Here is a 26214-nt window from a genome sequence, read left to right on the forward strand (position 1 = left end):
CGCGTACTGGCCGGGGTGCAGGCGCTGCACGGCGCGGTGTTGCCGTCCGCGGGCGGTGACGGCCGAGAGGACGGACCCGGTCCTCGCGGGCGGGGTGTTCCCAGCGGCCTTGGCAGCCGAAACGGCGAGGGCCTCGGTAGCTTGGCACCTCGAACTGCTCTGGGGCACCGCGGCGGTCAACACCTGGAACTCCCGCCGGGCCGGGGTGCTGTCCTGGCTCGGCTGGTGCCGCGAGCGCGGCTACGAGGGCCCGGCGGTTCCGGCCTGGGCGAAGCGGCTGGCGGTGCCGGACTCCGAGACCCCGGCCCGCTCGAAGATGACGATCGACCGGCTGATCGCCCGGCGCGAGGTGCACCTGCGGGAGAAGACGCTGTGGAGGATGCTCTACGAGACCTCGGGCCGGGCGGAGGAGATCCTGGGCGTCAACATCGAGGACCTGGACTTCGCCGGACGCCGCTGCCCGGTCAAGGCGAAAGGCGCTCGGACCAAGGCCCACCGCCGCGGCCAGGCCCGCGAGGACTACGTGCTGGAGACCGTCTACTGGGACGCCGGCACCGCCCGGCTCCTGCCGCGGCTGCTGAAGGGCCGCACCCGCGGACCGGTGTTCGTCACCCACCGAAAGCCCGGCCCCGGCAAGGTCGTCAGCCCGCGCGACGTCTGCCCCGACACCGGGTTCGCCCGGCTGTCGTACGGGCAGGCCCGCGCGCTGCTCGACGAGCACACCGCGCTGCGGGGGCCGGGAACGGGCTGGGATCTGCACGAGTACCGTCACTCCGCCCTGACCCATCTCGGCGAACAGGGCGCGTCGCTGCTGATGCTGATGGCGAAGTCACGGCACAAGAAGCCGGAAAATGTCCGCCGCTACTTCAAACCGTCCCCGGATGCCATTGCCGAGCTCACCAGCTTGCTCGGCCCCGGCGACAGCCACCGGTGAATGTGCGGTGCTGCCGTCACCGGTACGTATCCGCTTCCATGCCGCCAACGGTCCGATGATGGCGAGCCGTGGGCGGGACTGGGCCAGCTGCTAGAATGCACGCGTTGGCCTTCGGCGCCCCAACGGGTGTGTCCGGAGGCTTTTTTCATGCCTTCTGACACATCTGCGTCCAGCACGCTTCCCACCACCAGCTACCGTGGCCTGCTCCGCAACCGTGAGTTCGCCGGCTTGTATGCCAGCTTCACACTGACGGTCGCCGCGAGCACCTTGTCGGGCTTCGCGCTCGGCACGCTGGTCAACCATCAGACCAAGTCCCCGTTCCTGACAGCCGTGAGCATGTACGGCGCCACGTTCGCGACGGTCCTCGGTGCGCTGACGCTGATGTCGGTCGCGGACGGAAGCCGTCCTCGCCGGACCCTCGTCGCGCTCCAGTGCGTCTCGCTCGTGGGTGTTGCCGCACAGGCGGTTCCAGGGCTGCCGCTCGCTGCCCGGTTCGGGCTGCTCCTTGTACTGGGGTTCTTCCAGTCCTTGGGAACGGGAACGCGGATGGGGCTGCTCGCCGAGGTGGTGCCGACCTCCACGTATGCACTGGCACGTTCGCTGATGAACATCACCTCGGGCGGCATGGCCATCCTCGGCTACGCCATCGGCGCCGTACTCCTGCGGTACCTGAGCCCGCAAGAGGTCTTCGTCACCGCGACAGCCCTGACCGGAGCCGGATTGATCATTGTGGCGGTGACTGTCCGGGAACACTCGATCCGTCTGACCCGTCGCCCCGGACTGCGCCAGACCTGGACCACGAACATCGCGCTCTTCTCCCACTCCGGCCAACGCGCGCTGCTGCTGAATCTGTGGGTCCCCAACGGCCTGATCGTCGGCTGCGAGGCCCTGTTCATCTCCTACGCCCCCAATCACGCTGGCGCCTTCCTGGCCGCCGGATCGGCAGGCATGCTCCTCGGTGACCTGACTGTCGGGCGACTGCTCACCGCCGAGCAGCGACGCCGCTATGCATTCGCCCTGCGACTGCTGCTCGCCATCCCTTATCTGTTGTTCGCCATCCACCCGCCCGTGCTGGTGGCGACAGCCGCAGTGTTCATCGCCAGTGCCGGGTTCGCCGCCACCCTGCCGCTCCAGGAGCAGCTCCTCGCGCTGACCCCCGATCCGGTCCGTGGCCAGGTCCAGGGAGTTGAGTCCGCCGGCCGGATGACGTGGCAGGGCATCGGAGCCGCGATCGCCGGCGGCGTTGCCCAGCATTTCACCCCCGGCACGGCCATCACTGCTGTGGCCGCAATCTCTGTCGCCATCACTGTCTTCTCCCGGCCCTTCGTGGTCCGCGCCCAAGCCGTCCGTGTCGAGACGGCCAACGCATAAGCCAACCCGAGTCGGTAGCCGATTACACGAGCCTTCCACGACGGCATGAGCGGCGGGCACGGCCGGACGCGCCCGCCGCGCTTCGCTACTCGTCGGCGGCCTCGGCTTCACGGAGGGGCCGGAGGCCGCCCGGCAGGTCGGGGAGCTGGAAGGAGTAGCGGCCCAACATGTTGACGTGGTGGCGCACGAACGGGGAGAGGCGGGCCACGTCCTCGTCCGCCACGTCGAAGCCGTCCGCCCGCAGCTGGTTCACGGCGGCGTCGGTGTACCGCGTCGTGAACAGCGATCTAGCGTTTCCGACCTTGCGGTTGGCCAGCCATTTGGTCAGTCGTGTGACCCCGGTGCGGCGGATCGAGGCCGGGGTCTGGTAGCCCGTCAGAGCTTGAGCGAGCCGGTGTTGGTCACCTCCAGAGCCGGGAACATGCTCAGCAGGGTGCCGCGCAGGCGGTTGACCACGCGGGTGCGGTCCTCGACCAGGTCGGCCCGGCGTCCGGTCAGCAGCTTCAGCTCGATGGCGGCTTCGTCGCCGGGGCGAACGAGCCGCAGATCGCGGCGCATCCTGGCCTGGTCGGCGATCACGTAAGCGTCGCGGGCGTGGTCTTGCCCTCGCCGCGGTAGCCGTCGGATGCCCGGTTCACCAGGCGTCCGGGGATAACATCCTGACCGTGGTTGACCGGCAGAGCCAGGAGCAACGCGGGTTCTCCGCCGGTCATGTCGATGGCCCAGGTCACTTGACGGCCGTCGGCCAGGTCGAGGACGTCACCGATCAGCTTCAACAGCTCGGGCTCGTCGTTGGCCACCCGCCGCGACAGCAGGGTCTTGCCGTCAGCATCCAACGCGAGACCGTGATGGTGGCCCTTGCCGCTGTCGATCCCCGCCCATATCCGGCTCATCGTGCTCCTGACGGGCTTGTTCGTGTTGTTCGCACCACGGACGACCTCGCCGGCACTGCTCTACACAGCGACCAGTTCGCACTTCCCAATCGGCGGCCGAGTCGTCGTGGGACACCGGGCGGCAAAGCGTGTTCAGCCACAAGACAGCAGCCGCCTGATAGCCACACCCGGTGTCCCTGGGTGTCCCCACCCCACGAACGGGAGGACCAACCCGACCCAAAAGGTAGAGCTACCTGACCCATAGCATCGCCGCAGGTCACTGCGCCGAATCGTATTTTCGAGCGGCACACGCCAACTGGGGCGCTCACGTGGCCGACTGGAGCGCTCAGTCGCAATGAGGAATCATGAAGCATGCGCCCGGACGGCTGGCACCTCACCGAAGACCTCGACGGCTTTCTCGCCCGGGCCGGAGACTTCCTGCGCTCGCGCCCGGCCCTGCACACCATGCCGCTGACGGTGACCGAATCACTGCGCACACGTGGGGCGGACGCGTTCGGCGCCGAGGCCCCCGTCTTCGGCCGCCTGGAGCGATCGGGCGAGGTCCGTGCCACCTTCTACCGCACCCCGTCCGGCCTCCTGAGCCTCACCCCGCTCACCCCCAAGCATGCCGACACCCTTGCTGCCCGTCTTGCCGACCTAGGCCACGTCCTCCCCGGCGTCAGCGCGGAGCGCAACACCGCCACAGCTTTCGCCGAGGCCTGGCAGCAGTACACGGGCGCAAAGCCAGCGCTCCGCGAGCAGCGGCTCCGCCTGTACCGCCTCGGCACGCTGACCCCGCCGAAGCCGTTTCCGGACGGCCGGGGTCGAGCTACGGTTGAGCAAGACCGTGAGCAACTCACGCTCTGGTGCCGCGAGTTCGCCGCAGCCGTCGGGGAAGCCCTCTCCGTGGACGCCAGCTCCTGGGCCGACACGCGCTTCGCCTCCAAACGCTATACGTTCTGGGAGACCCCGGATGGCACTCCCGTTTCCATGGCGGGCGTGACCTCGATGGTCGCCGGCCAGATCCGGGTGGACCCCGTCTATACCCCGGCCCACCTACGCGGTCGCGGCTACGCGGCTGCTGTGACCGTCGCGGTGAGCCGGGCCGCGCTGGCCGCAGGCGCGACGGAGGTCGTGCTGTTCGCGGACGTGGCCAACCCCACCAGCAACGCCCTCTACCAGCGAATCGGGTACCTCCCAGTCACCGAGTTCGCCGTGTACGACTTCTCGTATGCCGCACCAGAAACCGGTTAGTACTCCAGTTGCAGTTCGCTATTCCTGCTGGTCAGGAGCCTGTTTCCGAGTGTAGTGAACTGATGGCCCGTCATGCGTCGGGGGGGTTCGCGACCGACGGTATGTGATCCCCGTAGTTCTGATCACGCAGGATGATGTGCGACCCGACTTCTGGGCAGCGGAGCTTGAGGAGGTGCTGCTGAGGGTCGGTCACCGGTTCAGTCGAGCTGACCTGCGGCGGCGGATGCGTGACTACATGCGGGAGCTGCTGGGGGCCGGTGGGCCGGAAGAACGGCTGGCAGCTTGCCGAATACGTGGGGCACAGCGCACCTCACAGGCTGCAGAACCTGCTTAACCGGGCCCGCCGGCACGCGGACGAGGTCCGCGACGACCTCCAGGCATCCGTCGCCGAGCGCCTGGGCGAGCCTGGCGGCGTTCTCGTCATCGATGAGACGGGCTTCCTCAAGAAGGGCCACGTCGGCCGGTGTGCAGCGGCAGTACTCCGGCACCACCGAACGCACGGAAAACTGCCAGGTCGCCGTGCGTTTCGGCGTTACTTGGATGATCGACGTCATCCGGCAGTACATCGGCCGAGGTCGACGCGGACAGGGGGTCAGCCCACGGGCTCGTGCTCGGGTGAGGACGACGGCGCGCCGCTCCATCGGTGCAGGGCGGCTTCGAGGCCGGTGACGGCGGTGATGCCGGTGGTGTCGGAGGCCCACGCAACCACCCCGTCCGGGCGTACCAACACCCCGGTCGGCGTCGCGTGGTCGTCGGTCACGCTGCTCACTCGCCCGGCCCAGGCCGCGGCGAGGCGGGCGAACGCGCCGTCCGGAGCGCGGTCGAGCAGCAGGAACCCGCCGCCGTGACCGTGGCCGGCCAGACGGGAGCCGTCCCTCAGCCACAGGTCGGGGACGAACCGGCCGACCAGCGGATGGTCGCCGGGCAGGTCGATACGCTGCGTGACGCCGGAGATCTTCTTGACCGCGTAGGTCGTACCCGCCCGAGTACTCAGCAAATCGGCGACGACCTCCCGGAGCGCGGCCGACTTGGCGTCCCCGCGCATCACCGCGATCTGGGCCCGCGTCCAGTCCAGCACCCAGGCGCCAAGAGGACGACGCTCGGCGTCGTAGGTGTCGAGCAGCCCTTCGGGTGCCCACCCGGCGACCACGGCACCGAGCTTCCAACCGAGGTTCATCGCGTCGCCGACCCCGAGATTGAGCCCCTGACCGCCGAACGGCGCGTGCACGTGCGCGGCGTCGCCGGCCAGAAGCACCCGCCCCGACCGGTAGGTCGCGGCCTGGCGGGCGTTGTCGGTCCAGCGGGTCGCGGCGCCGCGCAGCGCGGTCAGCGCGACGTTGGTGTCCGAGACGCGGCGCAGACTGGTCTGCAACTCCTCAAGGGTGACCGGCGCCGAGCGGTCGGCGGGAGCGCCGTCGAACTCCACGGTGACCACCCGCCCGGGCTGTGGCCCATAGCGGTACGCCCCGCGGCTCGACCACGCCCATCCGTTCGCGAGCATCGTAGGGTCGGCGATGTCGACGACCGCCAGGTGTCCGGTGAGCTCGGGGTCGGTGCCGGGGAAATCGATGCCCGCGAGGCGGCGCACGGTGCTGCGCCCACCGTCGCACCCGACCAGCCACCCGGTGCGCACCGTGCCGGCAGTAGTGCCGACGAGCACGCCGTCGCCGGTGTCTTCGAGCGCGGTGACCTCCACCCCGCGACGCACCGGTACGCCGAGTCGCGCGACATGGTCGGCCAGCAGCGCCTCCAGCTCACGCTGCGGCACCATCCTCGCTCCGTCGACCGTGGCGTGCGCGGCGAGGTCGGGATCGGACCAGTCCACGAGGTCGGCATCGAGGATCATTCCCGCGAAATGCCCGGTGAACCGCGACTCGCGCGCTCGCTGGCCGCCACCGGGCGGTTGGTCGTCGACCCTGCGAGCGAACGACCCCACCCGCTTAAGCATCTCTCGCTGCACCTGTTCGGCGGCAGGCAGCAGGCCGCGGCGGTCGAGTGCCTCGGCCGTCGGCACGTTGATCGCCCCCGCCTTCATCGCCTCGTCCGGCTCGGACCGTCGCTCGAGTACCTGCACCGTCGCCCCGGAGAGCGCCAGCTCCGCGGCGAGCACGAGGCCCACCGGCCCGGCTCCGACCACGGTCACGTCCACGTCCTGGTTCACATTCATTGACACGAACAGTGTTCTATATACGAACGGCGTTCGTGTCAAGCTATGACGGTTGGGTGAACCCGAGAGAGCGACGCGCGGCGCGCCACCAGCCGCCGAACCCCGAGGTCGAAGCCGACCCCGGGCCGCGGCGCCGCAAGGCCCCGATCACCGTGGAGCAGGTCATCGACACCGCGCTGGGCGTCATCGCCACAGAGGGCCAGGAGGCACTGACCATGCGCCGGCCGGCCGCGCGCTCGACACCGGACCCGCCTCGCTCTACGCCCACGTGGTCAACAAGGCCGACCTCGACGAGCTGCTCATCGGGCGGCTGTGCGCCGAGCTCGTACTACCCGAGCCCGAGCCCCGAGCCCGACCCCGCGGCCCGGCGGGAGCAGATCCGCGGCGTTTGCACCCCAAACGGTGGCAGCAACGAGCGGGAAGTAGGGAAATTTTCCTAACCGGAACCGGACGGCGCCCCCGGAGCCGGGAGGCGGTGCACACTCTGTGATGCGGGACACATCACGCATCCGGGAGGCACTGCACATGGAAAGCGTCTTGCTCGCGGTCGGAACGAAGAAGGGCCTGTTCGTCGGACGACGCCGCCGCTCGCGCCCCGACGCGGACTGGGAGTTCACCGGACCGCACTTCCCCATGCAAGCGGTCTACTCCGTCTGCATCGACACCCGAGGCTCCCGCCCCCGCCTCCTGGCGGGGGCGGACAGCTCGCACTGGGGCCCGTCGGTGTTCCGCTCCGACGACCTGGGAGCGCACTGGCACGAACCCAGCCGCCCGGCGGTGAAGTTCCCGGAGTACACCAACACCTCACTGGTCCGGGTATGGCAGCTCCACCCGGCCGGACCCGCCGCGCCCGCTGTGGTGTACGCGGGCACCGAGCCCGGCGCACTGTTCCGCTCCGACGACGGCGGCGAGACCTTCGACCTGGTCCGCAGCCTGTGGGACCACCCACAACGCGAGCACTGGGGTGCCGGCTACGGCGGTCAGGCCGTACACACCGTCGTCACCGATCCCCGCAGTGCCGACACGCTGATGGTCGCGGTGTCCTCGGGTGGCGCGTACCGGTCGTCGGACGGCGGAGCGAGTTGGGAGCCGTGCAACACCGGGGTGAAGGCCGAGTTCCTGCCGGACCACTATCCGGAGTTCGGCCAGTGCGTGCACAAGATCGCGCAGGACCCGACCGACCCGGACCGGCTCTTCCTGCAGAACCACGGCGGGGTCTACCGCACCGATGACGGCGGAGCGCAGTGGTCCGAGATCGGCAAGGGCCTGCCCGCCGACTTCGGTTTCCCGATCGCCACGCACCCCCGCCGTGGCGGAGTCGCCTATGTCTTCCCGGTCAACGACGGCTCCGACCGTTACGCACCCGAGTACCACTGCCGGGTGTACCGCACGGATGACGCCGGGGCGAACTGGACGGCCCTGGGGGGCGGACTGCCCACCGAGCACCATTACGGGATCGTGCTCCGCGACGCCCTGCGTACCGATGACAACGACCCGGCCGGGGTCTACTTCGGCACTCGCAACGGCGAGGTGTACGCGAGCGCCGACGAGGGCGACAGCTGGCGGCTGGTCGCCTGGCACCTGCCGGACGTGCTGTGCGTGCGGGCGGCGGTGGTCGCCTGAGACCGATTGAGGGCGTCACGCTTTGAGCCAGTAGAGTGACTGCCCGTGGCTGCACGACCTTTGAACGAGATCGTAGAAGCGGGCTGGGCGAAGGCTCTTGAGCCGGTCGCGGGACGGATCGCCGGGATGGGCGACTTCCTGCGTACCGAGATCGCCGCGGGGCGCACCTACCTGCCGGCGGGACCGAACGTGCTGCGCGCCTTCCAGCAGCCGTTCGACGACGTCAGAGTGCTGATCGTCGGGCAGGACCCGTACCCGACACCAGGACACGCGGTGGGCCTCAGCTTCTCGGTCGCTCCCGAGGTACGCCCGCTGCCGGGCAGCCTGCTGAACATCTACCGCGAGTACGGCACCGACCTCGGCTTCCCCCCGCCGTCAAACGGCGATCTGACGCCGTGGACGCACAACGGCGTGCTGCTGCTCAACAGGGCACTGACGACCGCGCCGCGCAAACCGGCCGCGCATCGCGGCAAGGGCTGGGAAGAGGTGACCGAACAGGCCATCCGGGCGCTGGCCGCCCGTGGCAAGCCGCTGGTGTCGATCCTGTGGGGGCGCGACGCGCGCAACCTCCGCCCGCTGCTGGGCAGTCTGCCCGCGATCGAGTCGTCGCACCCCTCCCCCATGTCGGCCGACCGCGGCTTCTTCGGCTCGCGGCCGTTCAGCCGCGCCAACGAGATGTTGGCGCGGCAGGGCGCGGAACCGGTCAATTGGCAACTGCCCTGACGGGGTGTCCGCGATAGTCTGCCCGCCGTGACCACGCATTCGAATATCCCTGCGGGCTGGTACGCGGACCCCCACGGCGCCCCGAATCTGCTGCGCTGGTGGGACGGCTCGCAGTGGACGGACCACACCCACGCCGACACCCGATCCGCCCAGCCGCAGGCACAACAGCAGGCCCAGCCGCAGGCGCAGCAACCTCAGCCGCAAGCCCAGCAGCCGCAGCAGGTACAGCAGCAGGCGCAGGCCCAGCCGCACATCCCGCAGCAACAGGGCTACCCCGCGCCCCAGCAGGGCAACCCCCAGCAACCCCAGCAGGGCATCCCCCCGCAGGGTTTCGCGCCGCAGGCGGCGAGCGCACCGCAGGCATCTCCCAACGGGTTCCACGACCCGTCCAGGATTCAGCGGCAGGTTCAGCACCAAGCGGGCGTGGGCCCGACCGCCGGTGGCGGCGGCACGGTGTTCACCGAGCCGATCCTGGTGGTCAACCAGAAGGCGAAGCTCATCGAGATGGTCGACGAGTACAGCGTCTACGACCAGGCGGGCCGTCAGATCGGCTCGGTCGCCGAGATCGGCCAGAGTGCCGCCAAGAAGGCCGTACGCGCGCTGACCAGGTACGGCCAGTTCATGACGCACCGGTTGGAGGTGCGCGACGCACACGGCCAGCCGCTGCTTTATCTGACCCGGCCCGCGAAGTTCATCAAGTCGAAGATGATCGTGCAGCGGCCGGACGGCGCGCAGATCGGCGAGATCGTCCAGCAGAACGCCATCGGAAAGATCAACTTCGCGTTCATGGTGGGTGACCAGCAGATCGGCGCCATCAAGGCCGAGAACTTCCGGGCCTGGAACTTCGCGATCGTCGACCACACGGGTGCCGAGGTCGCCCGGATCACCAAGACCTGGCAGGGGCTGACCAAGGCCATGTTCACCAGTGCCGACAACTACGTCCTGCAGATCCACCAGCCGTTGGCCGACCCGCTGCTGAGCATGGTGGTCGGCTCCGCGCTCACCGTGGACACCGCGCTGAAGCAGGGCACCAACTGACCGCCCGGCAGCGGCCGTCGGCCGCGCAGCGGTGGGTGCTGGGCGTCGACTCCGGCGGCTCCGGGGTACGCCTGGCGCTGGCGCGACTGGACGACGACGGCCAGCCCCGCCCCCCGGAGTTCACCCATGCGACGAACGAACCGGTCCGCACCGGCCCCGCGGGCATCGACGCCGCCCATCTGCTGGCTCAACTCGTCCCCGCGGTAAGGGACTTCGCGGAGCACGGCGACGTGGTCGCCGCCTGCGTGGGGGCCACCGGGATGGCGTCGCTCGGCGGTGATCTGCGCGACCGGCTGCCCGGTGCGCTACGCGCCGAGTTCGGGGTGCATCGGCTGGCGCTCGCGGCCGACGCGGTGACGGCGTACGCGGGAGCGCTCGGCATGCGCGCGGGCTCCGTGGTCGCCGCGGGCACCGGGCTGATCGCCCTCGGCACCGGGCTGGACCGCTCCGGTTGGCGGCGCGCGGACGGTTGGGGGCAGTTGCTCGGCGACTGCGGCGGCGGCGCGTGGATCGGTCGCGCGGGCCTGGAAGCGGCGCTGCGCGCGTACGACGGGCGGGCCGGAGGCTCGGCCGCGCTGCTGGCCCGGCTGGAAGCGGTGTTCGGCCCCGCGCCGACGCTGCCGGGTCTGCTGTATCCGCGCAGCGATCGGCCCGCGTTGCTGGCGTCGTTCGCGCCGGAGGTGGCCCGGTGCGCGCAGAACGATCCGGTGGCGGCGGGCATCCTGCGGACGGCCGCCCGTCACATTCTGGAGTCAGCCGCCGCCGTACGGCCCGGGCCTGAGTCTGCTGAAGTGGCCCTGACCGGCGGCTTGTTCAACATCGGTGAGCCGCTGCTCGGGCCCTTGCGGGAGCAGTCGCCCCAACTCCTGCCGGAGGCCCGGCTGTTGATGGCGGAGTGCGACCCGCTGCACGGCGCACTGCGGATCGCCGCGGCGCTGTCGTACGGCGATCTGCCGCTGCCTGCCGACGGGGCGCTGCTCACCACGAACGAAGCCCACCGCAGCCCCGAGCGCGCCGCCAACCGATGTGAACCACGTCAAACCGGTCCGACAGGTAGCGGCATTTCCCCTGATCCACCAGGTAAAGCCCGCTAAACAGACATACCGTGACGGGAGGGTCGATGATGTCACCCGACCGCGCGGTGCCCACCAGTGAACCGTTAGCATGCGACGCCATGAGCTCAGCCACTGGCCCCGCACCCGGTCTGCCCGTACGAATGCCGCGTCCACGTCAGCCCGGTCGGCACCGCAGGCCGGAGACCCTGGCCGCCCCACAAGACGCTCCGCCTTTGGTCCTCGCCGTTCCCGGCACGCCATCGGCCGCGGTCCGCGCCCTCGTCGACGAGGTCGTCAGCATTGCCCGCTGGGAGCTGTCGGGGCTCAACGCCCTGGTCGGCTACATAGACAGCGACGGGCAGGACGCCGAGTGCCCGGCGCTGACGGACGTGCTGACCGGGTTGCGCACCGATGAGTCCGCGCAGGACCAGAGCGCCGCCGTCGTTGTGCCGCTGCTGGCCGGTCCCGACGAGTCCGTGCTGGGACGCATACGCCAGGCCGTCGTGGACAGCGGTGTCCGCGTCGAGCTGACCGATGCGCTCGGACCGCATCCGCTGCTCGCTGAGGCCCTGCACGTACGGCTGTCGGAGGCGGGCCTCGCGCGCGCCGACCGGGCCCGGCTGTTCACCGTCGCGACGGCGGCCGACGGCATCATCCTGGCCACCGTGGGCGGCGAGGAGGCGGTGCAGGCCGCGGGCGTCACCGGGCTGCTGCTCGCCGCCCGGCTGGCCGTCCCGGTAATGGCGGCGGGCCTTGACATGGACGGCGCGATCGCCCAGACCGCCGAGCAGCTGCGGTCCTCCGGCTCCGCCCGGCTCGCCATCGCTCCCTGCCTGATCGGTCCCGAGCTGCCTTCCGGGCTGCTGGAGAAGGCGACATCGGCCGCGGAGTGCTCTACCGCTGAGGCGCTCGGCCCGTACCCGACCGTCGGCAAGCTCGTACTGTCCAAGTACACGACGGCGATCGGCATCGCCCCGCAGCAGCCGCAGGGTGCGCCCCTGCGCTAGGCCCGACCGGCGGATCTCGGCCGGGCCACGGCTCGCCCGACAATCCGGCCCGCGCCATGGGGCTGCTCGCCATCCAGGCGGAACCTTCCGCACCGCCACACCGGCGAGCAGCCCCGCCCACCCTCCCGCGGCAACAGTCCGGCCACGGCGGCAGGCAACCGCCGCAGGGCACACCGCTCGCTCGCCGCCGAGGGACGACTCCCCGCGAGCCGCCGCGCAGCCGCCAGCGGGCTCAGGTGAAGACGATGCAGGAAGCGGCGGGGGCCGCGATCGCACCGGTGCGGTGTGGCCGGCCGGTGGCCTGGTCCACGTCGAACCAAGTGACGTCCCCCGAGCGCTCGTTGGCCGCGTAGAGGCGCCGCCCGGTGGGGTCGAGGGCGAGGTGGCGCGGCCAGTGCCCGCCGCACGCGTGCGTGCCGGTCAGTTCCAGGCGGTCGCCGTCCGCGTCGAGCGACAGTACGGCGATGCTGTCGTGGCCCCGGTTGGCGACCCAGACAAACCGTGCGTCCGGTGAGACGACCACCTCCGACGGGTAGTTGGGCTGGTCCGCAGCCGACGTGGGCAGCGTGGCCGTCGAACCGAGCTGCGTCAGTACGCCCGTTGCCGCGTCCCAGGCGAGGACCGTCACCGACGACTCCAACTCGTTGACGACATAGGCCCGGTGGCCGCGCGGATGGAAGGCGAGATGGCGGGGTCCGGTGCCAGGGCGCAGTACGGTCTCGCGGTGTGGGCGCAGTCGGCCGGTGTCCGGTTCAAGAAAGCAGACCCGCACCGAGTCGGTTCCGAGGTCGACGGAGAGCAGCCAGCGTTCGCTGGGGTCGAGCAGCACCGCGTGAGCGTGCGGTCCCTGCTGACGCTCCGGGTTCGGCCCGCTGCCGGTGTGCTGGAGTACGTGGCATGGCGCGCCGAGCGCGCCGTGCGCGTCGACGGGGAGCACGCTGACGTTGCCGGACGCGTAGTTGGCGGTGAGGAGATGGCCGTCCGCCAGGCACAGGTGTGTCGGGGCGCCGCCGCGCACCGGCACGGTCGTGCCCAGCGGTGCGGGCGCCGCCGGATCCCGTAGTGAGAAGGCGGCGGCGCCGCCGTCCTCGGGGTGCTCGCTGACCGTGTAGAGGACCGTGGCGTCCGGCGACAGCGCGAGGAACGACGGATCCGGCACGGCGGCCGTGCGGCTGAGCTCGGTGAGCGCTCCGGTCTGCGGGTGCACGGCGGCGGAGATGATGCCGTGTCCGCCCGCCGAGGTGAACGACCCGATGTAGGCCCGCTGCCCGCTGCTTCCGGCTGTCACTGCCGCTCCTGTCCGCCGCCTGCTGCCTGTCGCGGCGACGCTAGCGGGTCAGTGCCCGCGTGGCGGATCTTGGGTGGGGTTGCGCGGGGTTCGTACCGCCGGTCCGCGGCACCCGGACCCGGTCAAGATCCGCCGGACAGGCGCCCCGCTATGCCGCCACCGGCTCGCGCGGCGCGCTGCGTAGCGGGGCATCGAGGTCGGCGAGTGCCCGCTCAAGGCCGTGCAGATGCGCCAGGGCGCGCTCCGCCGCCGACTCCTCGTTCAACGCGGCGGCCGGTACCTCAGGTTGCCCCGCGCCGGGCGAGGCCGGGCGGGCCACCAGCCGGTGTACCGCCGCCTCGACGCGTGCGCACGCGTCGAGCAGCCGCTGGTCGTGCGAGGCGTGCGGGTGGGCCACCACTTCGGCCAATCCGCGCACCTGCCGGGCGCAGTCGTCGAGCAGCGCCAGCACCTGCCGGGCGCGTGCCTTGCGGGCGCGCAGCGGGCTGAGCGGATGGACCAGCGGGGCCAGCGAGACGCGTACCCGCCCGAGCAGCACGTCGAGTTCCGCGATGTGCTGGTCAAGCGACTGCTCCACGCCGCCGATGTGCCGCGCGGCCGCGCCGGTGGCGTCCCGTACCGCCTGCAGGGCTCGCTGGATCCAGGCGTCGGTGGTCGCATGCGTGGTGACCGGCAGCACCAGGAGCACGGCCAGCAGCACACCGACCGCCCCGATCGCGGTCTCCTCAAGCCGGAGCACCAGCAGTCCGGGGTTCAGTACGCCCAGCAGCCCGTAGAGCAGTCCGGCCAGGACCGTGACGAAGAACATCATCCAGCTGTACGAGACCGGCGCCGAGTAGAAGATGCCGAAGACGCACGCGCCGACGAGCACTGCGGTGGGCGCTGGGGCGCCGTTGATCGGCAGGGCGATCGCGAGTCCGGCCACGATGCCGATGACGGTGCCCAGCACCCGTCGGAATCCGCGCACCAGCGTCTCGCCGCGCGACGCGGTGTTGACGAAGATCCACCAGGCGGCGCCGACCGCCCAGTACCAGCGGTCCGGCGACAGGAACTCGCCCGCGACGACCGCGAAGGCGGCCGCCGCCAGCGCCTGGAACGCCTGGCGGGTGGTGGGCCTGCGCAGGCCGCCGGGCTGCTCCGGCTGCGCGACGGTGGGCGGCACCGGCGCGCGGCGCTCGTAGCACCACAGCCCGAAGCGCACGAGTGCGGCGCAACCGAGCCCGATGGACAGCGCCGCGAACAGCTCGGGCAGCAGCTCCGGCCTGGCGCGCAGGAACTGGGCGGCGAAGTACATCATGAACGCGAAGACGCCCAGCGCATGCCCCCGCGCCCCCCACCGGCGCGCGTACACCCCGGCGAAGACCACGGCGAGGAAGGCCGCGTCCCGTGCGCCCTGGTACGGATGCAGCCAGGCGGCGAGGGCCAGTACGGGGTATCCGGCCACCGGTAGCAGGGCAGTGGTCACCACCTGCTGCGGTACGCGGAGGTCGGCGACGGTGAACAGGGCCAGCATCGCGGCCAGTCCGCCCGCGACGACCGCGGGCAGCGGCAGTCCGGTGGACACGATGGCCGCAACGGCGAGCCCGACCCCCGCGACCGCGCGGGCGGCGAAGCGCAGCCGCATCAGGCCCGGGTCGGGTGCGACGAACATCCTCTTCACCGGTGGCTTCCCCCAAGGTCTCAGCGCCCAGCCGCAAACGCGCAGCGGTGTACGCGCGCCGGTGCGCGCACATCACGGCATGGTCAAAAAAGGCATTCAGCTAAGCGGTGCGGGGGAAGACAGGGGCCTCGTCGCCCGGCTGCCGCTGCCCAGCGCAACGCCATCGATGCAGCCAGCAAAGCATCCCCGGGCCCGACGGCTCAAGTGATCCGTTTCGGACTGTGCCATTGGTACAGCCGAAGCGCTGCTTCGTGGGCCGCGAGCAGGCCGCTGGCCCATGCTGATGGACGCCGTGGACGCCCGGATGCCTCGGAGCGCCTCTTGTGGGGCAGCAGAGCGGACCGCATGCCCAGACCGAGCCAGTAGAGGCTGGTTCGTGCGGTGTCCGCGGTGCTGGAGAGCGACAACCGCGCCGCCCACTCCGAGCGGCGCGCTCCAAGGGGCGGTGGCGAGCGCTACACCGGCTGGGTGACCCAACCGCTTCAGGCGTCAGCCAGCCCGACGCCCTCACACCACCGTCCGACCAACGGAACGCTCAGCCAGCCCACCAGGAAGGGTGCTTCGACTGTGCCGTTGGTACAGTCGAAGCGCTGTTTCGACGACCGTAAGGAGGCCGCCGGTCCGTGCCCGTGGACGCGTTGGACGCCCGGATCCTGCGGTTGCTGCTGGAGCAGCCGCGCACCAGCGTGCGGGAGTACGCCCGGATCCTCGGTATCGCCCGCGGGACGCTGCAGGCCCGGCTCGACCGGCTGGAGCGGGACGGAGTGATCACCGGATACGGTCCCCGGCTCTCTCTGGCGGCGCTCGGGCACCCGGTGCTGGCGTTCGTCCACATCGAGGTCACCCAGGGGCACCTTGACGACGTCGGGACACGGCTGGCGGACATCCCCGAGATCATCGAGGTCTTCTCCATCACCGGTGGCGGCGATCTGCTGACCCGGGTCGCGGCCCGCGACAACGCACATCTGGAGGATGTGATCCAGCAGGTCATCCGGCTGCCTGGAGTGGTCCGCACCCGCACCGAGATGGTGCTGCGCGAGCGCGTGCCGCAGCGGATGCTGCCGTTGGTGGAGTCGGTGGGACGGAGCGCACCGGGCTCCCCCGTGTAGCGGGCCCCTCGACGATCGAAGAGCCAGCAAGGCGTACGGCGGACCGCCACGTCACCGTGTCACCACCGCCGTCACACCGTGCACGGTTCGCAGGTGCCGCCGGGCCAGGACCCGGTGGTCAGCCGCACGACTGTGGTCCAACTGCCTTCTGGCCGTGGCTTCGGCGGCACGCAGTCGCGCGCACTCCGCACACTCGGGCTGAAAGGGCAAGGTGGTGCTCACCGGCACCACGTCCGTCGGGCGTTGATCTCCGCCACCTTCGCCCGTAGTTCGTCCAGCGGGCTGGCGGGACGCACCGCGTCCCGCCGCACGTTCCATGGTGTGCCGCCCCCTGCCGGGCGCAGGCTGACCGTCCCCCGGTTGGAGCCCAGCACCACACCCACGCGGTCCGCGTTCGTGTCCAGCACCACCGCGCCCGCCTGCGGCCAATCTTCGGTCGCCATCCGTTCGTTGCCTTCCGTGACGTTACGTGTTCCTAGCGTTGCGGCGTGGCGGTACGGTGGGGAGGGGGAGCCGCCGGACAAGGTCCGTGTCCAGTGAGGGAGTTGCACAGTGACACAGCCCAAATCGTTGGACGGTTCAGCGAACCCGCGCGCGTTCTTCGGCGCGGAACTGCGCCGTCTGCGGACGGCTGCCGAGCTGACCCAGGAGCGGCTGGGGGCGCTTGTCTATCTGTCCGGCGACACCATCGCCAAGGTGGAGAAGACGGTCCGGGCTCCTACAGAGGAGTTGGCCCAGCGCTTGGACGCTGCGCTTGGCACGGATGGGCATTTTCAGCGGTTGTTTGCTCTCGCGGAGGAGAGCAGTAGGCATCCGCAGTTCTTCGCGCTGTATGCGGAGTTGGAGCGGACAGCACGGAGGATCGAGGAGTTCGCCTCGTATCTCGTGCCTGGCCTGCTTCAAACCGAGGTGTACGCGCGCGAAGTCTTCCGCGCGTTTTGGCCGTACCTGCGGGACGAGGAGTTGGAGGAGAAGGTCAAGGCCCGCATCGATCGAGCGGGCCTACTCGACAGCGACATCGAGTACTGGGCTGTTCTCGACGAGATGATTCTCCGAGAACCGGGGCTACCGCCCGCTGTCATGCGTGAGCAGTTGGAGCGCATCGCCTCGCTGATGCGCGCCCGTCGCATCGTTGTTCAGGTGCTATCGCGAACAGCGGGCATTCACGCGTTGCGCGAAGGAGCGCTTACGGTTCTGACCCTTGATGACAGTACACAGGTCGCATACACGGAGGGCCCACACTCGGGTCAACTCCTCGACAGCCAGGAGACCGTGCGATCCTGCCGACTGTCCTACGATCTGGTTCGGGCCGCTGCACTGCCGCCGACGGCGTCCCTAGAACTGATCGAGTCGGCCTTGGAGGAGTACGGCACATGAGCAATGACCGCCCCACATGGCGCAAAAGCAGCTACAGCGGTGGCTCCGGCGGCAACTGCATCGAGGTCTGTGCGGTGTGGCGCAAGTCGTCATACAGCGGCGGCTCCGGCGGCGAGTGCATCGAAGTGGCCGACGGCGTCCGCAACCTCGTCCCCGTCCGCGACAGCAAGGACCCTCACGGCCCCGCGCTGATATTCCGCGCCGACGCATGGTCGGCGTTCGTGGCAGGGATCAAAGCCGGAGACTTCCCGGCCTTGGCCTAGCGCTGCCGTAGATCGCCACCACCCGGTAGTGGCTGTGGTCACCAGATTCGACAGCAGGTGTTCAGTGCATCGGGAGGCACCCGATCTGCGCCGTGGCGCGTGCTGCTTCCACGAGCCGCTTCCTCCGTTTGCGAGACCGGGACGGCGCAGCGCGCCGGAGTGTCGGCTGCGTCGTCGCGTTCGGACTCTTCCTCGGGACGTTCCTGCTCACCGGGGCCGCCGTCGTTCTTGCGCCGGAGCTGACCCCGACGGTGGCGGTGCCCGCTACCGTCGCCGAGTGCCACTACGGGCCAGGGCGCGCTAACACGCTTGAGTGCAGCGGCGGTTGGACTGCCGACGGCACCGCCGTGTCCGGTCAGACGCTGCCCGTCACAGGCACGCCCGGCGCTACGGCGCGCGTCATGGTCCGTCGGCAGATCAATGACGCGCTCGCGGGGATCGAGCACCAGGGATGCCTTCCCCCAAGCCCGGATCTTTGATCGCGCAGGCGTCCTGGACAGGGCCGCTGAGCACTGGCGGGAAATGAACAGTAGGCCGGATTGTCCCCCTACGCGCATAATCCGGCCCAGTGCGATCTACGTCGCATTTTTCGGTGAACCCTTCCTCCCTCCCATGGCGATTTGTTACACACGACAGATTGGTACGCACACGCGATTCGGGAATTTCACCATGCGAGACGGCGACCCCACCGAAGATCTGCATCTGCTGGAAATAGACCTCACCCGCGACGAGGCACGTCGGCGGGCCGAGGTCATTGCCGCGCTGGGCGATGGGTGGGACCCGATCGCGGTGATGGAGGGCGAGGAGGAGGCCTACCGCCGCCTCTACTCCGGCCTGGACGAAGAGCAGACGGCGATCTACCGCCAGCTGGTGGCGGCCGGTGTGCTGCCTCCTCGGGAGGGGGACGACCATGCTGCCCATTGACCCCAGTGCCGACATAGGCCGCCGGGCCTGGGTGCCGTGCCCGCGCTGCGAGGACCACCGGGGCTGCGAGCCCTGCGCGGCCGGACGCAACTGCGCGGACCACTGGCGCTACCTGCTGTCGAACCAGGGGCGCCTGCTGCACCTGCAGTGCCCGAACTGCACGCACCTGTGGTCCTGGGACTCCGGCTTCGGCGCCCAGCCCCCGACGCTCCAGCCCTGACCCGGTCGGGCCGGACAGCTCACGGCGGGCTCAGCGTCACCGCGAGCACCGCGATGTCGTCCTGGCGCTTCCCGTCGACATGCCTGGCCACGTCCCGTAGCAGGGTGTCCACCAGCTCGTCCGGGGACTCGAACCGCAGGCCCGTGAGGCGTGCGACGGGATCGTAGAAGACCCCGGCGCGGTCGCGGGCCTCGGTGACGCCGTCGGTGATGAACAACAGGGTGTTGCCGGGCTCCAACTTGACCGCCTCCGCCGGGGAACGCTCGCCGGACAGACCGCCCATGCAGAGGGGCAGGTCGGGCTCGGCCGGTTCGAGTGCCCGCACGGTGCCGTCCTGGAGCAGCAGGGGTGCGGGATGACCGCGGTTGGTGATCCGCACCAGCCCGTCGGCCGGGTGGATCTCCGCGACGACGGCCGTGATGAAGCTCTCCAGCGGCAGATCCCCGGCGCACCGCTGGGCCTGCCGTACCGCCGAGTCCTCCAGGTGCGCCACCAGTTCCTCCAGCACCGGCTCCGTGTCGGCCAGCTCGCGGAACGCCCCGACGGCCACCGCCACCGCGCTGACCGCGTCCATGCCCTTTCCGCGCACGTCGGCAATGGCCAGTCGGATCCCGTAGGGGGTCTCCTGTACCGCGTAGATGTCGCCACCGATCTGCGCCTTCGCGTTGGCCGCCTCGTAGCGCGCCGCCAGCCGTAGCGGCCCCAGCCGAGTGGGCGGGTGCGGCAGCACGGCGCGTTGCGCGGCCGCCGCCACGTCGCTCATCGTCACCAGCAGCCGCCCCTGGCTGCGCAGCACATAGTTGAGGTACACCGCGACGACCGCGATGATCGCCACATTGGCGACGTCGATCGGATGGTTGGCCAGCGGGTGGCCGACGGGCGTGACCCCCAGGATCAGGTCGACCGCGACCGCGACGCAGCCCACGAGCACCGTGCCGCCCTGGGACAGCACCGCGGCGGCGACCGCGGGGGCCGCCGCGAGCAGCGGCGACGATGAGTACTGGGGCGGCGTGGACACGTCGACGATCACGCCGACGACGATCAGCATGGCTGGGAGCCACCGGATGTACCACGGCGGGCGGACACCACGAGGCGCCGCCGTGGCGTCCGCCGCACTCTTCTTCCCGCGGGTGGCCCACATCGCTTCCAGCGTGCCGGACCATCACACAGAGCGCAGGCCGAGGCACCACATTCACCACTGAGAGTGAGGGGTGGCGACCTGATGCGATGCCCAGCGGACGTCCTCTTGACGCGGACGCGTCCGGCTGGTGCGGTTCCCGGGTGGACACTTCAGCGACGCCCGCGCCCTTCGTACTCGATCCCGCGCGGCGCGATCTGCACGCCGAGAACGCCCGGTTACGTGCCCTCGGGCCGCTCGTCCCCGTCGAGCTGGTCGGCGGGGTCAGGGCGTGGGCCGTCACCCGCTACGAGACGCTTCAGACGGTCCTCACCGATGCTCGGATCTCGAAGAACATCCGGCACTGGCGCGCCTGGACCGACGGCACCGTCCCTGCCGACTGGCCGCTGACCAGTATCGTCGCCGTGGACGCCATGACCACCGCGGACGGCGCCGACCACCGGCGGCTGCGCGCTCTGGTCTCCCAGGCGTTCACCCCGCGCCGTGTCGAGGCGCTGCGGCCGAGGGTCATCGAGCTCACGGCGCAGTCGCTGGACCGGCTGGCCGAACTCCCGTCAGGGCCGGTCGACTTGCGGCAGGAATTCGCGTACCCGCTGCCGTTGAACGTGATCTGCGAGCTCATCGGCCTGCCGCAGCAGCGGCGGGACGAGTTGCACATGCTCACCAACGTGCTGCTGCGCGTGGTGGACACCCCGAGCAAGGCGGCCGCCCGGATCGGGACGCTGCACGAACTGCTCGGCGAGCTCATCGCGTTGCGCCGCCGCGAGCCCGGCGACGACCTGACCAGCGCCCTGATCGCGGTCCGGGACGAGGACGGCACGCGGCTGAGCGAGTCCGAACTCTTCGGCACGGTACTGCTGATGTTCATCGCCGGGCACGAGACCTCGCTGAACCTCATCACCAACGCGGTCCGCGCGCTGCTCGGCCACCCCGACCAACTCTCCCCGGTGCGGGGCGGATCACGCCCGTGGAGCGCCGTGGTGGAGGAGACGTTGCGCTGGGACTCGCCGGTGGCGCACTTTCCGATGCGGTACGCCACCGAGGACCTGGAGATCGACGGCGTACGGCTGCACAAGGGCGATGCGATCCTCGCCTCGTACACGGCGACTGGGCGCGATCCGGCGCACTACGGCGAGCGGGCGGACCGCTTCGACGTGGCGGCGCCGACGCCGCGCCATCTGGCGTTCGGACACGGCGCGCACTACTGCCTGGGCGCCCAACTCGCCCGGCTGGAGGCGGAGGTGGCGCTGCCCGCCCTGTTCGACCGGTTCCCCGAACTGGGGCCCGCCGTACCGCTGGACGAACTGGAGCCGCTGACCACGGTGGTCAGCAACAGTACGAGCACGCTGCCCGTTCTGCTCGGTGCTCAGCGGTCCAGCGGGCGGCGGGCGGTCTCCGGCAGCACCAGGTAGACGCACGCCGAGACCAGGCACAGCGCGGACACGTACCACGGGAACCACCCCGGGTGCCCGGCCTGCTTGAACCATGTGCCGACGTACGGCGCCGTGCCGCCGAACAGTGCGACGGTCAGCGAGTACGGGAAGCCGATCCCGGCCGCCCGGACCCTGGCGGGGAAGACCTCGGCGTTCACCGCCGCCGCGACCGCCGTGTAGCCGGTCAGCAGCACCATGCCCGCGCACTGCACCAGCAGCAGCGAGACGAACGCGGAGGTGATGCGGTGCAGAAGCGGTACGGCGAGCACCGCGAAGCCGACCGCGAAGCCGAGCAGCAGGGGCTTGCGGCCGATCCGGTCGGACAGCGCGCCAGCGAGCGGCTGGAGCACGGCGAAGAACGCCAGCGAGATCGTCCCGACGGTCAGCGCGTCGCCCTTGTCGAAACCCGCGTTCACCGTCGCGTAGGTCGGCAGGTACGTGGTCCAGGTGTAGTAGGCGATGGTGCCGCCCGCGGTGATGCCGCAGATCAGCAGTGAGGCGCGGGGGTGGCGGCGCAGCGCCTCGAACAGCCCGGGGCGCGGGGCGGTTCGCTGCTCCTCGCTACGGGTCTCCACCGCACCGCGCCGGATCCAGAAGCCCACCAGGCTGATCACGGCGCCGAACAGGAACGGCACCCGCCAGCCCCAGCCGGACATCTGGCCGTCGCTGAGCAGGTGGGCGAGGAGCGCGGAGATCCCGGAGGCGACCAACTGGCCGATGGTGGTGGACACGTACTGGAAGCTGGAGAACAGCCCGCGCCTGCCCGGCCCGGCCGACTCCACGAGGAACGTGGTGGACGCCGCGAACTCCCCGCCCACCGACAGCCCTTGCACCAGCCGTGCGATCACCAGGACGACGGGTGCCAGCAGGCCGGTGGCCGCGTACGTCGGCGTCAGCGCGACCAGCAGGCTGCCGCCGCCCATCAGCAGGATGGTGACGGTGAGCGCGGCGCGTCGGCCGCGCCGGTCGGCGACGGCGCCCATCAGCAGCCCGCCGACCGGCCGCATGAAGAAGCCGACGGCGAAGACCGCGAAGGTGGACAGCAGCGGCACCAGGGAGTTGCCCGCGCCCTTGGGGAACACCTGGCCCGCGAAGTAGACGGCGAGGAAGGAGTAGGCATACCAGTCGTACCACTCGACCGCGTTGCCGATGGAGGCGGCGACGAGTTGCCGTACGGACGCGCGTGACGGCAGCGGTGTGTGGGCAGCCGCTATCGGGCCGGTGTCGGTCATGTCGTACGTGGTCCTTAGTGCGGGCTCGCCTGCCATGGCCTGGCAGAGTTGATCAACCGACTCTCCCCCTCGGGTATGCCCGTTACACCCGGCGACACATGGAATTCATGATCCGGCATTCATCGGATGTCTGCTTCACTCCGGTTGATCGTTCGGGCAGTATGGGCCTGCACGATCCACCAGCAGGCGAGCGCAGCGGAGGCGGCACGTGCGGGTAGCGCTGTTCATCACATGCGTTAACGACGCGTTGTACCCGGGAACGGGCCGAGCGGTGGTGACGCTGCTGGAGCGGCTGGGGGTCGAGGTCGGCTTCCCCGCCGCGCAGACGTGTTGCGGCCAGGTTCAGTACAACACCGGCTACCGCCATCAGACCGAGCCATTGGTCAGACGATTCGTCGACGCCTTCGCGGAGTACGACGCCGTGGTCACCCCGTCCGGCTCCTGCGCCGCCATGGTCCGGGACAACTATCCGCGGATCGGGCAGCGCGCGGCGTCCGAGGGCCGGGGCGGCGAACTGACCGAGCTGGCCGGGCGGATCGTCCCCAAGGTCCACGAGCTCTCCGAGTTCCTCCTCGACGTACTGCACGTCGAGGACGTGGGCGCGTACTTCCCGCACACGGTGGCCTACCACCCGACCTGCCACTCGCTGCGCATGCTGAAGGTCGGCGACCGGCCGACCCGGCTGCTGCGCGCCGTCAAGGGACTCGAACTCGTCAACCTACCGGGGGCCGACGAGTGCTGCGGCTTCGGCGGCACGTTCTCCGTCAAGAACCCGGACGTGTCGGCGGCCATGGGCGCCGACAAGGTACGCAACGCCGTGGACAGCGGTGCGCAGGTGCTGTGCGCCGCCGACAACTCCTGTCTGATGCACATCGGCGGCACGCTGTCGCGGCGCGGTGGCGGACCGCGGGTGCTGCACCTCGCGGAGATCCTGGCCAGCACCGAAGGGAACGTCTCATGAGCGGCGCCGAACCGTTTCCGGAAGCGGCCAGGGTCTCCGTGCGGAACGCACAGCTGCGGAGCAATCTGCGGCACGCCACCCACACCATCCGGGCCAAGCGCGCCAAGGCGGTCGCCGAACTCGCGGACTGGGGGCGGCTGCGCGCCGCGGGCGCCGCCATCAAGGACCGCACCCTGCGCCATCTCGACCACTACCTGGAGCAGTTGGAGTCCGCGGTCACCGCGGCGGGCGGCCAGGTGCACTGGGCGGTGGACGCCGACGAGGCCAACCGCATCGTCACCCGGTTGGTGAAGGCCACCGGCGAAACCGAGGTGGTCAAGGTCAAGTCCATGGCCACCCAGGAGATCGGCCTCAACGAGGCACTGGCGGCAGCCGGTATCCGCGCCTACGAGACCGACCTCGCGGAACTGATCGTGCAACTCGGCGATGACCGCCCGTCGCACATCCTCGTCCCGGCCATCCACCGCAACAGGACCGAGATCCGCGACATCTTCCGCCACGAGATGGGCCATTGGGGCCGCCCGGCACCCGAGGACCTGTCCGACTCCCCCGCCGAACTGGCCGAGGCGGCCCGGCTGCATCTACGGGAGAAGTTCCTGCGCGCCAAGGTGGCGGTCTCCGGCGCGAACTTCATGGTCGCCGAGACCGGCACGCTGGTCGTCGTCGAGTCCGAGGGCAACGGCCGTATGTGCCTGACCCTGCCCGAAACGCTGATCTCGGTCGTCGGCATCGAGAAGACCGTGCCCACCTGGCGGGACCTGGAGGTCTTCTTGCAACTCCTGCCGCGCTCCTCGACCGCCGAGCGGATGAATCCGTACACCTCCACCTGGACCGGCACCACGGACGGCGACGGTCCGCGCGAGTTCCATCTGGTGCTGCTGGACAACGGCCGCACCGACACGCTGGCCGACCAGGTGGGCCGCCAGGCACTGCGCTGCATCCGCTGCTCCGCGTGCCTGAACGTCTGCCCGGTGTACGAACGGGCCGGCGGCCATGCGTACGGCTCGGCCTACCCGGGGCCGATCGGCGCCATCCTCACCCCGCAACTGCGCGGCACGGCAAGCGCCCTGGACGCCTCGCTGCCGTACGCGTCCTCGCTGTGCGGGGCGTGCTACGAGGTGTGTCCGGTGGCCATCGACATCCCGGAGGTCCTGGTCCATCTACGGGAGCGCGTCGTCGAGGGCGGCTCCGCGACCCGGGACGGCGCCCGGGTCACCATCAAACCTGCCAAGGGCCATGCCGCAGAGCGCGCCGCGATGCGCGCCGCCCGCTGGGCGTTCGAGCATCCCCGGGCGCTGCGCGCGGGCGAACGGCTGGCGTCGCGCACCCGCGGGCTGCACCCCACCCGGCTGCCGGGCCCCGGTGCGGCGTGGACCGCCAGCCGCGATCTACCGAGGGTGCCGCCCGAACCGTTCCGGGACTGGTGGCAGCGCACCCACGGCGGCAGGGAGGCCAAGTGAGCAGCCGGGAGATCATCCTGGGCCGGATCCGGCGCGCGCTGACCGACGTACCGCGTACCGAGGTTCCGCGGGACGTGCCGGTCTACCGCGCCTATCTCCGGGTGCACGGCGACCGGACGCCGGAGCAGACCACCGAACTGCTCGCCGAGAACCTGGCCGACTACCGCGCGGTGGTACACCGCTGCACCGAGACCGAACTCCCGTCCCGCATCGCCTCGTTGCTGGCCGAGCGCGGGTCTCGCACGGTGGTGACGCCCGCGGGCGTCCCGGCGGAGTGGCTGGCCCGGTGCACTGAGGTGGAGCGAGTGCCGGAGGAGTCGACGGGGCGCCAACTCGACGCGGTGGACAGCGTGCTGACCGGCTGCGCGGTGGCGATCGCCGAAACCGGCACCGTCGTCCTCGACGCCTCAGCGGACCAGGGGCGGCGGCGCATCACCCTGGTCCCGGATCACCACATCTGCGTGGTCCGGGTGCCGGACCAGGTGGTCGACTCCGTACCGCAGGCGCTGGAACGCCTGGCCCCGGAGCGGCCGTTGACCTGGATCTCCGGCCCGTCGGCGACCAGCGACATCGAGCTCGACCGCGTCGAGGGGGTACACGGCCCGCGCAGCCTGGAGATCGTGCTGGTCAGCGACTGACGGGCGGGGTAGGGGGCGGTATGGGGGGCGACCCGGCAGATGGCGGCGGTCCGGCGAACGGCGGCAGCGCCGCGAACGCCGGATCGGTCCGTACGGTGGTGGCGAGCCGTCCGAGCAGCCGCCTGGCCCTGGACAGCGGATGCTGCGGGAAGCGGGCGTCGTAGCAGGGGTCGTCGGCGCGGTTGAAGGGCAGCGGGCCGCGCAGCTCCGGGGCGAAGGGGTGCGGCAGAAAGAGCTGTTCGGGGCCGAGTTCAAGCCCGACGGCCGCCTCGCGCATTCCGGTGGTGCCGAGTTCGACGGACTGGACCTTCACCACCACACTGCAGGTCGCGCGCGGGACCGTGAAGCTGGCGAGGAAGATCAGCCCGCTCGGCTGGTCTGGGTAGGGAGATCCACCCCGTGTATCGGTCCCATGGACCCTGATCCTGCCGCACCGTCCCGGGCGGCGGGCATGCCGGGTGGTCGGG

At 70.6% G+C, this 26214-nt stretch carries 26 protein-coding genes and 2 pseudogenes; 20 read left to right on the top strand and 8 right to left on the bottom strand.

Annotated elements, in window-relative coordinates; all coding sequences use genetic code 11:
- Positions 1–109: 109 nt before the first annotated feature.
- Together P2L57_RS11770 and P2L57_RS11775 are read left to right on the top strand one after the other, a co-directional pair.
- The gene (locus P2L57_RS11770) at positions 110–934 is read left to right on the top strand and encodes a tyrosine-type recombinase/integrase (protein WP_275812429.1); all 825 of its coding nucleotides are present in this window, start codon (positions 110–112) and stop codon (positions 932–934) included.
- 147 nt (positions 935–1081) lie between these two features.
- Positions 1082–2305 carry an MFS transporter gene (locus tag P2L57_RS11775; protein ID WP_275812432.1) on the top strand — a complete coding sequence of 408 codons (1224 nt, stop codon included), beginning with the start codon at positions 1082–1084 and terminating at the stop codon, positions 2303–2305.
- A 205-nt stretch (positions 2306–2510) separates the two neighbouring features.
- Here P2L57_RS11775 and P2L57_RS41110 read toward each other — a convergent pair.
- Positions 2511–3198, bottom strand: a pseudogene (locus tag P2L57_RS41110) (IS110 family transposase); the annotation flags it as partial.
- Between the two features lie 351 nt (positions 3199–3549).
- On the opposite strand from P2L57_RS41110, the gene P2L57_RS11785 reads away from it, so the two are divergent.
- Together P2L57_RS11785 and P2L57_RS11790 are read left to right on the top strand one after the other, a co-directional pair.
- Positions 3550–4431, top strand: coding sequence for a GNAT family N-acetyltransferase (locus P2L57_RS11785; RefSeq protein ID WP_275812435.1), 882 nt, complete (start codon positions 3550–3552; stop codon positions 4429–4431).
- 118 nt (positions 4432–4549) lie between these two features.
- A pseudogene (locus P2L57_RS11790) lies at positions 4550–4962 on the top strand (transposase); the annotation flags it as partial.
- Positions 4963–5023: 61 nt separating this feature from the next.
- Here P2L57_RS11790 and P2L57_RS11795 read toward each other — a convergent pair.
- Positions 5024–6598, bottom strand: coding sequence for an FAD-dependent oxidoreductase (locus tag P2L57_RS11795; RefSeq protein ID WP_275812920.1), 1575 nt, complete (start codon positions 6596–6598; stop codon positions 5024–5026).
- 56 nt (positions 6599–6654) lie between these two features.
- Here P2L57_RS11795 and P2L57_RS40705 point away from each other — a divergent pair, with 56 nt between their 5' ends.
- The 6 genes from P2L57_RS40705 to P2L57_RS11825 all read left to right on the top strand — a co-directional run bounded on the left by P2L57_RS40705 (position 6655) and on the right by P2L57_RS11825 (position 12044).
- A complete protein-coding gene (locus P2L57_RS40705) occupies positions 6655–7038 on the top strand; it encodes a hypothetical protein (RefSeq protein ID WP_275812438.1) in 384 nt (127 codons plus the stop codon).
- Positions 7039–7123: 85 nt separating this feature from the next.
- Positions 7124–8221: a WD40/YVTN/BNR-like repeat-containing protein gene (locus P2L57_RS11805; protein ID WP_275812441.1), complete on the top strand. Its 1098-nt coding sequence runs from the start codon at positions 7124–7126 to the stop codon at positions 8219–8221.
- A gap of 45 nt (positions 8222–8266) precedes the next feature.
- Positions 8267–8944 (top strand): uracil-DNA glycosylase, encoded by a 678-nt coding sequence (locus P2L57_RS11810; RefSeq protein ID WP_275812444.1) that lies wholly within the window; start codon positions 8267–8269, stop codon positions 8942–8944.
- Between the two features lie 27 nt (positions 8945–8971).
- The gene (locus P2L57_RS11815) at positions 8972–9982 is read left to right on the top strand and encodes an LURP-one-related family protein (RefSeq protein ID WP_275812447.1); all 1011 of its coding nucleotides are present in this window, start codon (positions 8972–8974) and stop codon (positions 9980–9982) included.
- 35 nt (positions 9983–10017) lie between these two features.
- Entirely contained in the window at positions 10018–11076 is a 1059-nt protein-coding gene (locus tag P2L57_RS11820; RefSeq protein ID WP_308292452.1) for an N-acetylglucosamine kinase, read from the top strand.
- Between the two features lie 80 nt (positions 11077–11156).
- Positions 11157–12044 (top strand): sirohydrochlorin chelatase, encoded by an 888-nt coding sequence (locus P2L57_RS11825; RefSeq protein WP_275812450.1) that lies wholly within the window; start codon positions 11157–11159, stop codon positions 12042–12044.
- A 232-nt stretch (positions 12045–12276) separates the two neighbouring features.
- On the opposite strand, the gene P2L57_RS11830 is transcribed toward P2L57_RS11825, so the two are convergent.
- Entirely contained in the window at positions 12277–13332 is a 1056-nt protein-coding gene (locus P2L57_RS11830) for a lactonase family protein (protein ID WP_275812453.1), read from the bottom strand.
- Between the two features lie 148 nt (positions 13333–13480).
- A complete protein-coding gene (locus tag P2L57_RS11835; RefSeq protein WP_275812926.1) occupies positions 13481–14983 on the bottom strand; it encodes an FUSC family protein in 1503 nt (500 codons plus the stop codon).
- Positions 14984–15615: 632 nt separating this feature from the next.
- On the opposite strand from P2L57_RS11835, the gene P2L57_RS11840 reads away from it, so the two are divergent.
- Positions 15616–16101, top strand: coding sequence for an Lrp/AsnC family transcriptional regulator (locus P2L57_RS11840; RefSeq protein ID WP_275812455.1), 486 nt, complete (start codon positions 15616–15618; stop codon positions 16099–16101).
- A gap of 218 nt (positions 16102–16319) precedes the next feature.
- Here P2L57_RS11840 and P2L57_RS11845 read toward each other — a convergent pair whose 3' ends face one another.
- Positions 16320–16544, bottom strand: a complete 225-nt coding sequence (locus tag P2L57_RS11845; protein ID WP_275812458.1) for a hypothetical protein — start codon at positions 16542–16544, stop codon at positions 16320–16322.
- Positions 16545–16653: 109 nt separating this feature from the next.
- On the opposite strand from P2L57_RS11845, the gene P2L57_RS11850 reads away from it, so the two are divergent.
- The 5 genes from P2L57_RS11850 (at position 16654) to P2L57_RS11870 (ending at position 18885) form a co-directional block, all read left to right on the top strand.
- A complete protein-coding gene (locus P2L57_RS11850; RefSeq protein ID WP_275812461.1) occupies positions 16654–17478 on the top strand; it encodes a helix-turn-helix domain-containing protein in 825 nt (274 codons plus the stop codon).
- The gene (locus tag P2L57_RS11855) at positions 17475–17741 is read left to right on the top strand and encodes a DUF397 domain-containing protein (RefSeq protein ID WP_275812463.1); all 267 of its coding nucleotides are present in this window, start codon (positions 17475–17477) and stop codon (positions 17739–17741) included. The genes P2L57_RS11850 and P2L57_RS11855 overlap by 4 nt, the downstream gene beginning before the upstream one ends.
- 92 nt (positions 17742–17833) lie before the next feature.
- Entirely contained in the window at positions 17834–18220 is a 387-nt protein-coding gene (locus P2L57_RS11860; protein ID WP_275812466.1) for a hypothetical protein, read from the top strand.
- Between the two features lie 190 nt (positions 18221–18410).
- Positions 18411–18665 carry a DUF6400 family protein gene (locus P2L57_RS11865; protein WP_275812469.1) on the top strand — a complete coding sequence of 85 codons (255 nt, stop codon included), beginning with the start codon at positions 18411–18413 and terminating at the stop codon, positions 18663–18665.
- Complete coding sequence (locus P2L57_RS11870) at positions 18652–18885, top strand: hypothetical protein (protein WP_275812472.1); 234 nt, start codon at positions 18652–18654, stop codon at positions 18883–18885. The genes P2L57_RS11865 and P2L57_RS11870 overlap by 14 nt, the downstream gene beginning before the upstream one ends.
- Positions 18886–18904: 19 nt before the next feature.
- Here P2L57_RS11870 and P2L57_RS11875 read toward each other — a convergent pair whose 3' ends face one another.
- The gene (locus P2L57_RS11875; RefSeq protein WP_275812475.1) at positions 18905–20026 is read right to left on the bottom strand and encodes a PP2C family protein-serine/threonine phosphatase; all 1122 of its coding nucleotides are present in this window, start codon (positions 20024–20026) and stop codon (positions 18905–18907) included.
- Positions 20027–20166: 140 nt separating this feature from the next.
- Between P2L57_RS11875 and P2L57_RS11880 the strand changes: the two genes are divergently transcribed.
- A complete protein-coding gene (locus tag P2L57_RS11880; RefSeq protein WP_275812478.1) occupies positions 20167–21435 on the top strand; it encodes a cytochrome P450 family protein in 1269 nt (422 codons plus the stop codon).
- On the opposite strand, the gene P2L57_RS11885 is transcribed toward P2L57_RS11880, so the two are convergent.
- Complete coding sequence (locus P2L57_RS11885) at positions 21390–22688, bottom strand: MFS transporter (RefSeq protein ID WP_275812482.1); 1299 nt, start codon at positions 22686–22688, stop codon at positions 21390–21392. The genes P2L57_RS11880 and P2L57_RS11885 overlap by 46 nt on opposite strands.
- A 208-nt stretch (positions 22689–22896) precedes the next feature.
- On the opposite strand from P2L57_RS11885, the gene P2L57_RS11890 reads away from it, so the two are divergent.
- From P2L57_RS11890 to P2L57_RS11900, 3 genes are read left to right on the top strand one after another with little or no spacing between them, the layout of a single operon-like run.
- Entirely contained in the window at positions 22897–23649 is a 753-nt protein-coding gene (locus P2L57_RS11890; RefSeq protein ID WP_275812485.1) for a (Fe-S)-binding protein, read from the top strand.
- The gene (locus P2L57_RS11895; protein ID WP_275812488.1) at positions 23646–25109 is read left to right on the top strand and encodes a lactate utilization protein B; all 1464 of its coding nucleotides are present in this window, start codon (positions 23646–23648) and stop codon (positions 25107–25109) included. Before P2L57_RS11890 ends, P2L57_RS11895 begins: the two co-directional genes overlap by 4 nt.
- Entirely contained in the window at positions 25106–25747 is a 642-nt protein-coding gene (locus P2L57_RS11900) for a LutC/YkgG family protein (RefSeq protein WP_275812491.1), read from the top strand. The genes P2L57_RS11895 and P2L57_RS11900 overlap by 4 nt, the downstream gene beginning before the upstream one ends.
- On the opposite strand, the gene P2L57_RS11905 is transcribed toward P2L57_RS11900, so the two are convergent.
- A complete protein-coding gene (locus P2L57_RS11905; RefSeq protein WP_308292453.1) occupies positions 25737–26060 on the bottom strand; it encodes a hypothetical protein in 324 nt (107 codons plus the stop codon). The two genes, P2L57_RS11900 and P2L57_RS11905, sit on opposite strands and share 11 nt — an antisense overlap.
- Between the last annotated feature and the right edge of the window lie 154 nt (positions 26061–26214).

The organism is Streptantibioticus ferralitis, assembly GCF_029223525.1.
Lineage (GTDB): Bacteria > Actinomycetota > Actinomycetes > Streptomycetales > Streptomycetaceae > Streptantibioticus_A > Streptantibioticus_A ferralitis.

Coding starts and splice junctions, on each gene's coding strand:
- P2L57_RS11795 (WP_275812920.1), bottom strand. CDS start 6,598: ATGAATGTGAACCAGGACGTGGACGTGACCGTGGTCGGAGCCGGGCCG.
- P2L57_RS11805 (WP_275812441.1), top strand. CDS start 7,124: ATGGAAAGCGTCTTGCTCGCGGTCGGAACGAAGAAGGGCCTGTTCGTC.
- P2L57_RS11870 (WP_275812472.1), top strand. CDS start 18,652: ATGCTGCCCATTGACCCCAGTGCCGACATAGGCCGCCGGGCCTGGGTG.
- P2L57_RS11895 (WP_275812488.1), top strand. CDS start 23,646: ATGAGCGGCGCCGAACCGTTTCCGGAAGCGGCCAGGGTCTCCGTGCGG.
- P2L57_RS11825 (WP_275812450.1), top strand. CDS start 11,157: ATGAGCTCAGCCACTGGCCCCGCACCCGGTCTGCCCGTACGAATGCCG.
- P2L57_RS11885 (WP_275812482.1), bottom strand. CDS start 22,688: ATGACCGACACCGGCCCGATAGCGGCTGCCCACACACCGCTGCCGTCA.
- P2L57_RS11845 (WP_275812458.1), bottom strand. CDS start 16,544: ATGGCGACCGAAGATTGGCCGCAGGCGGGCGCGGTGGTGCTGGACACG.
- P2L57_RS11875 (WP_275812475.1), bottom strand. CDS start 20,026: ATGTGGGCCACCCGCGGGAAGAAGAGTGCGGCGGACGCCACGGCGGCG.
- P2L57_RS11775 (WP_275812432.1), top strand. CDS start 1,082: ATGCCTTCTGACACATCTGCGTCCAGCACGCTTCCCACCACCAGCTAC.
- P2L57_RS11865 (WP_275812469.1), top strand. CDS start 18,411: ATGCGAGACGGCGACCCCACCGAAGATCTGCATCTGCTGGAAATAGAC.
- P2L57_RS11785 (WP_275812435.1), top strand. CDS start 3,550: ATGCGCCCGGACGGCTGGCACCTCACCGAAGACCTCGACGGCTTTCTC.
- P2L57_RS11855 (WP_275812463.1), top strand. CDS start 17,475: ATGAGCAATGACCGCCCCACATGGCGCAAAAGCAGCTACAGCGGTGGC.
- P2L57_RS11835 (WP_275812926.1), bottom strand. CDS start 14,983: ATGTTCGTCGCACCCGACCCGGGCCTGATGCGGCTGCGCTTCGCCGCC.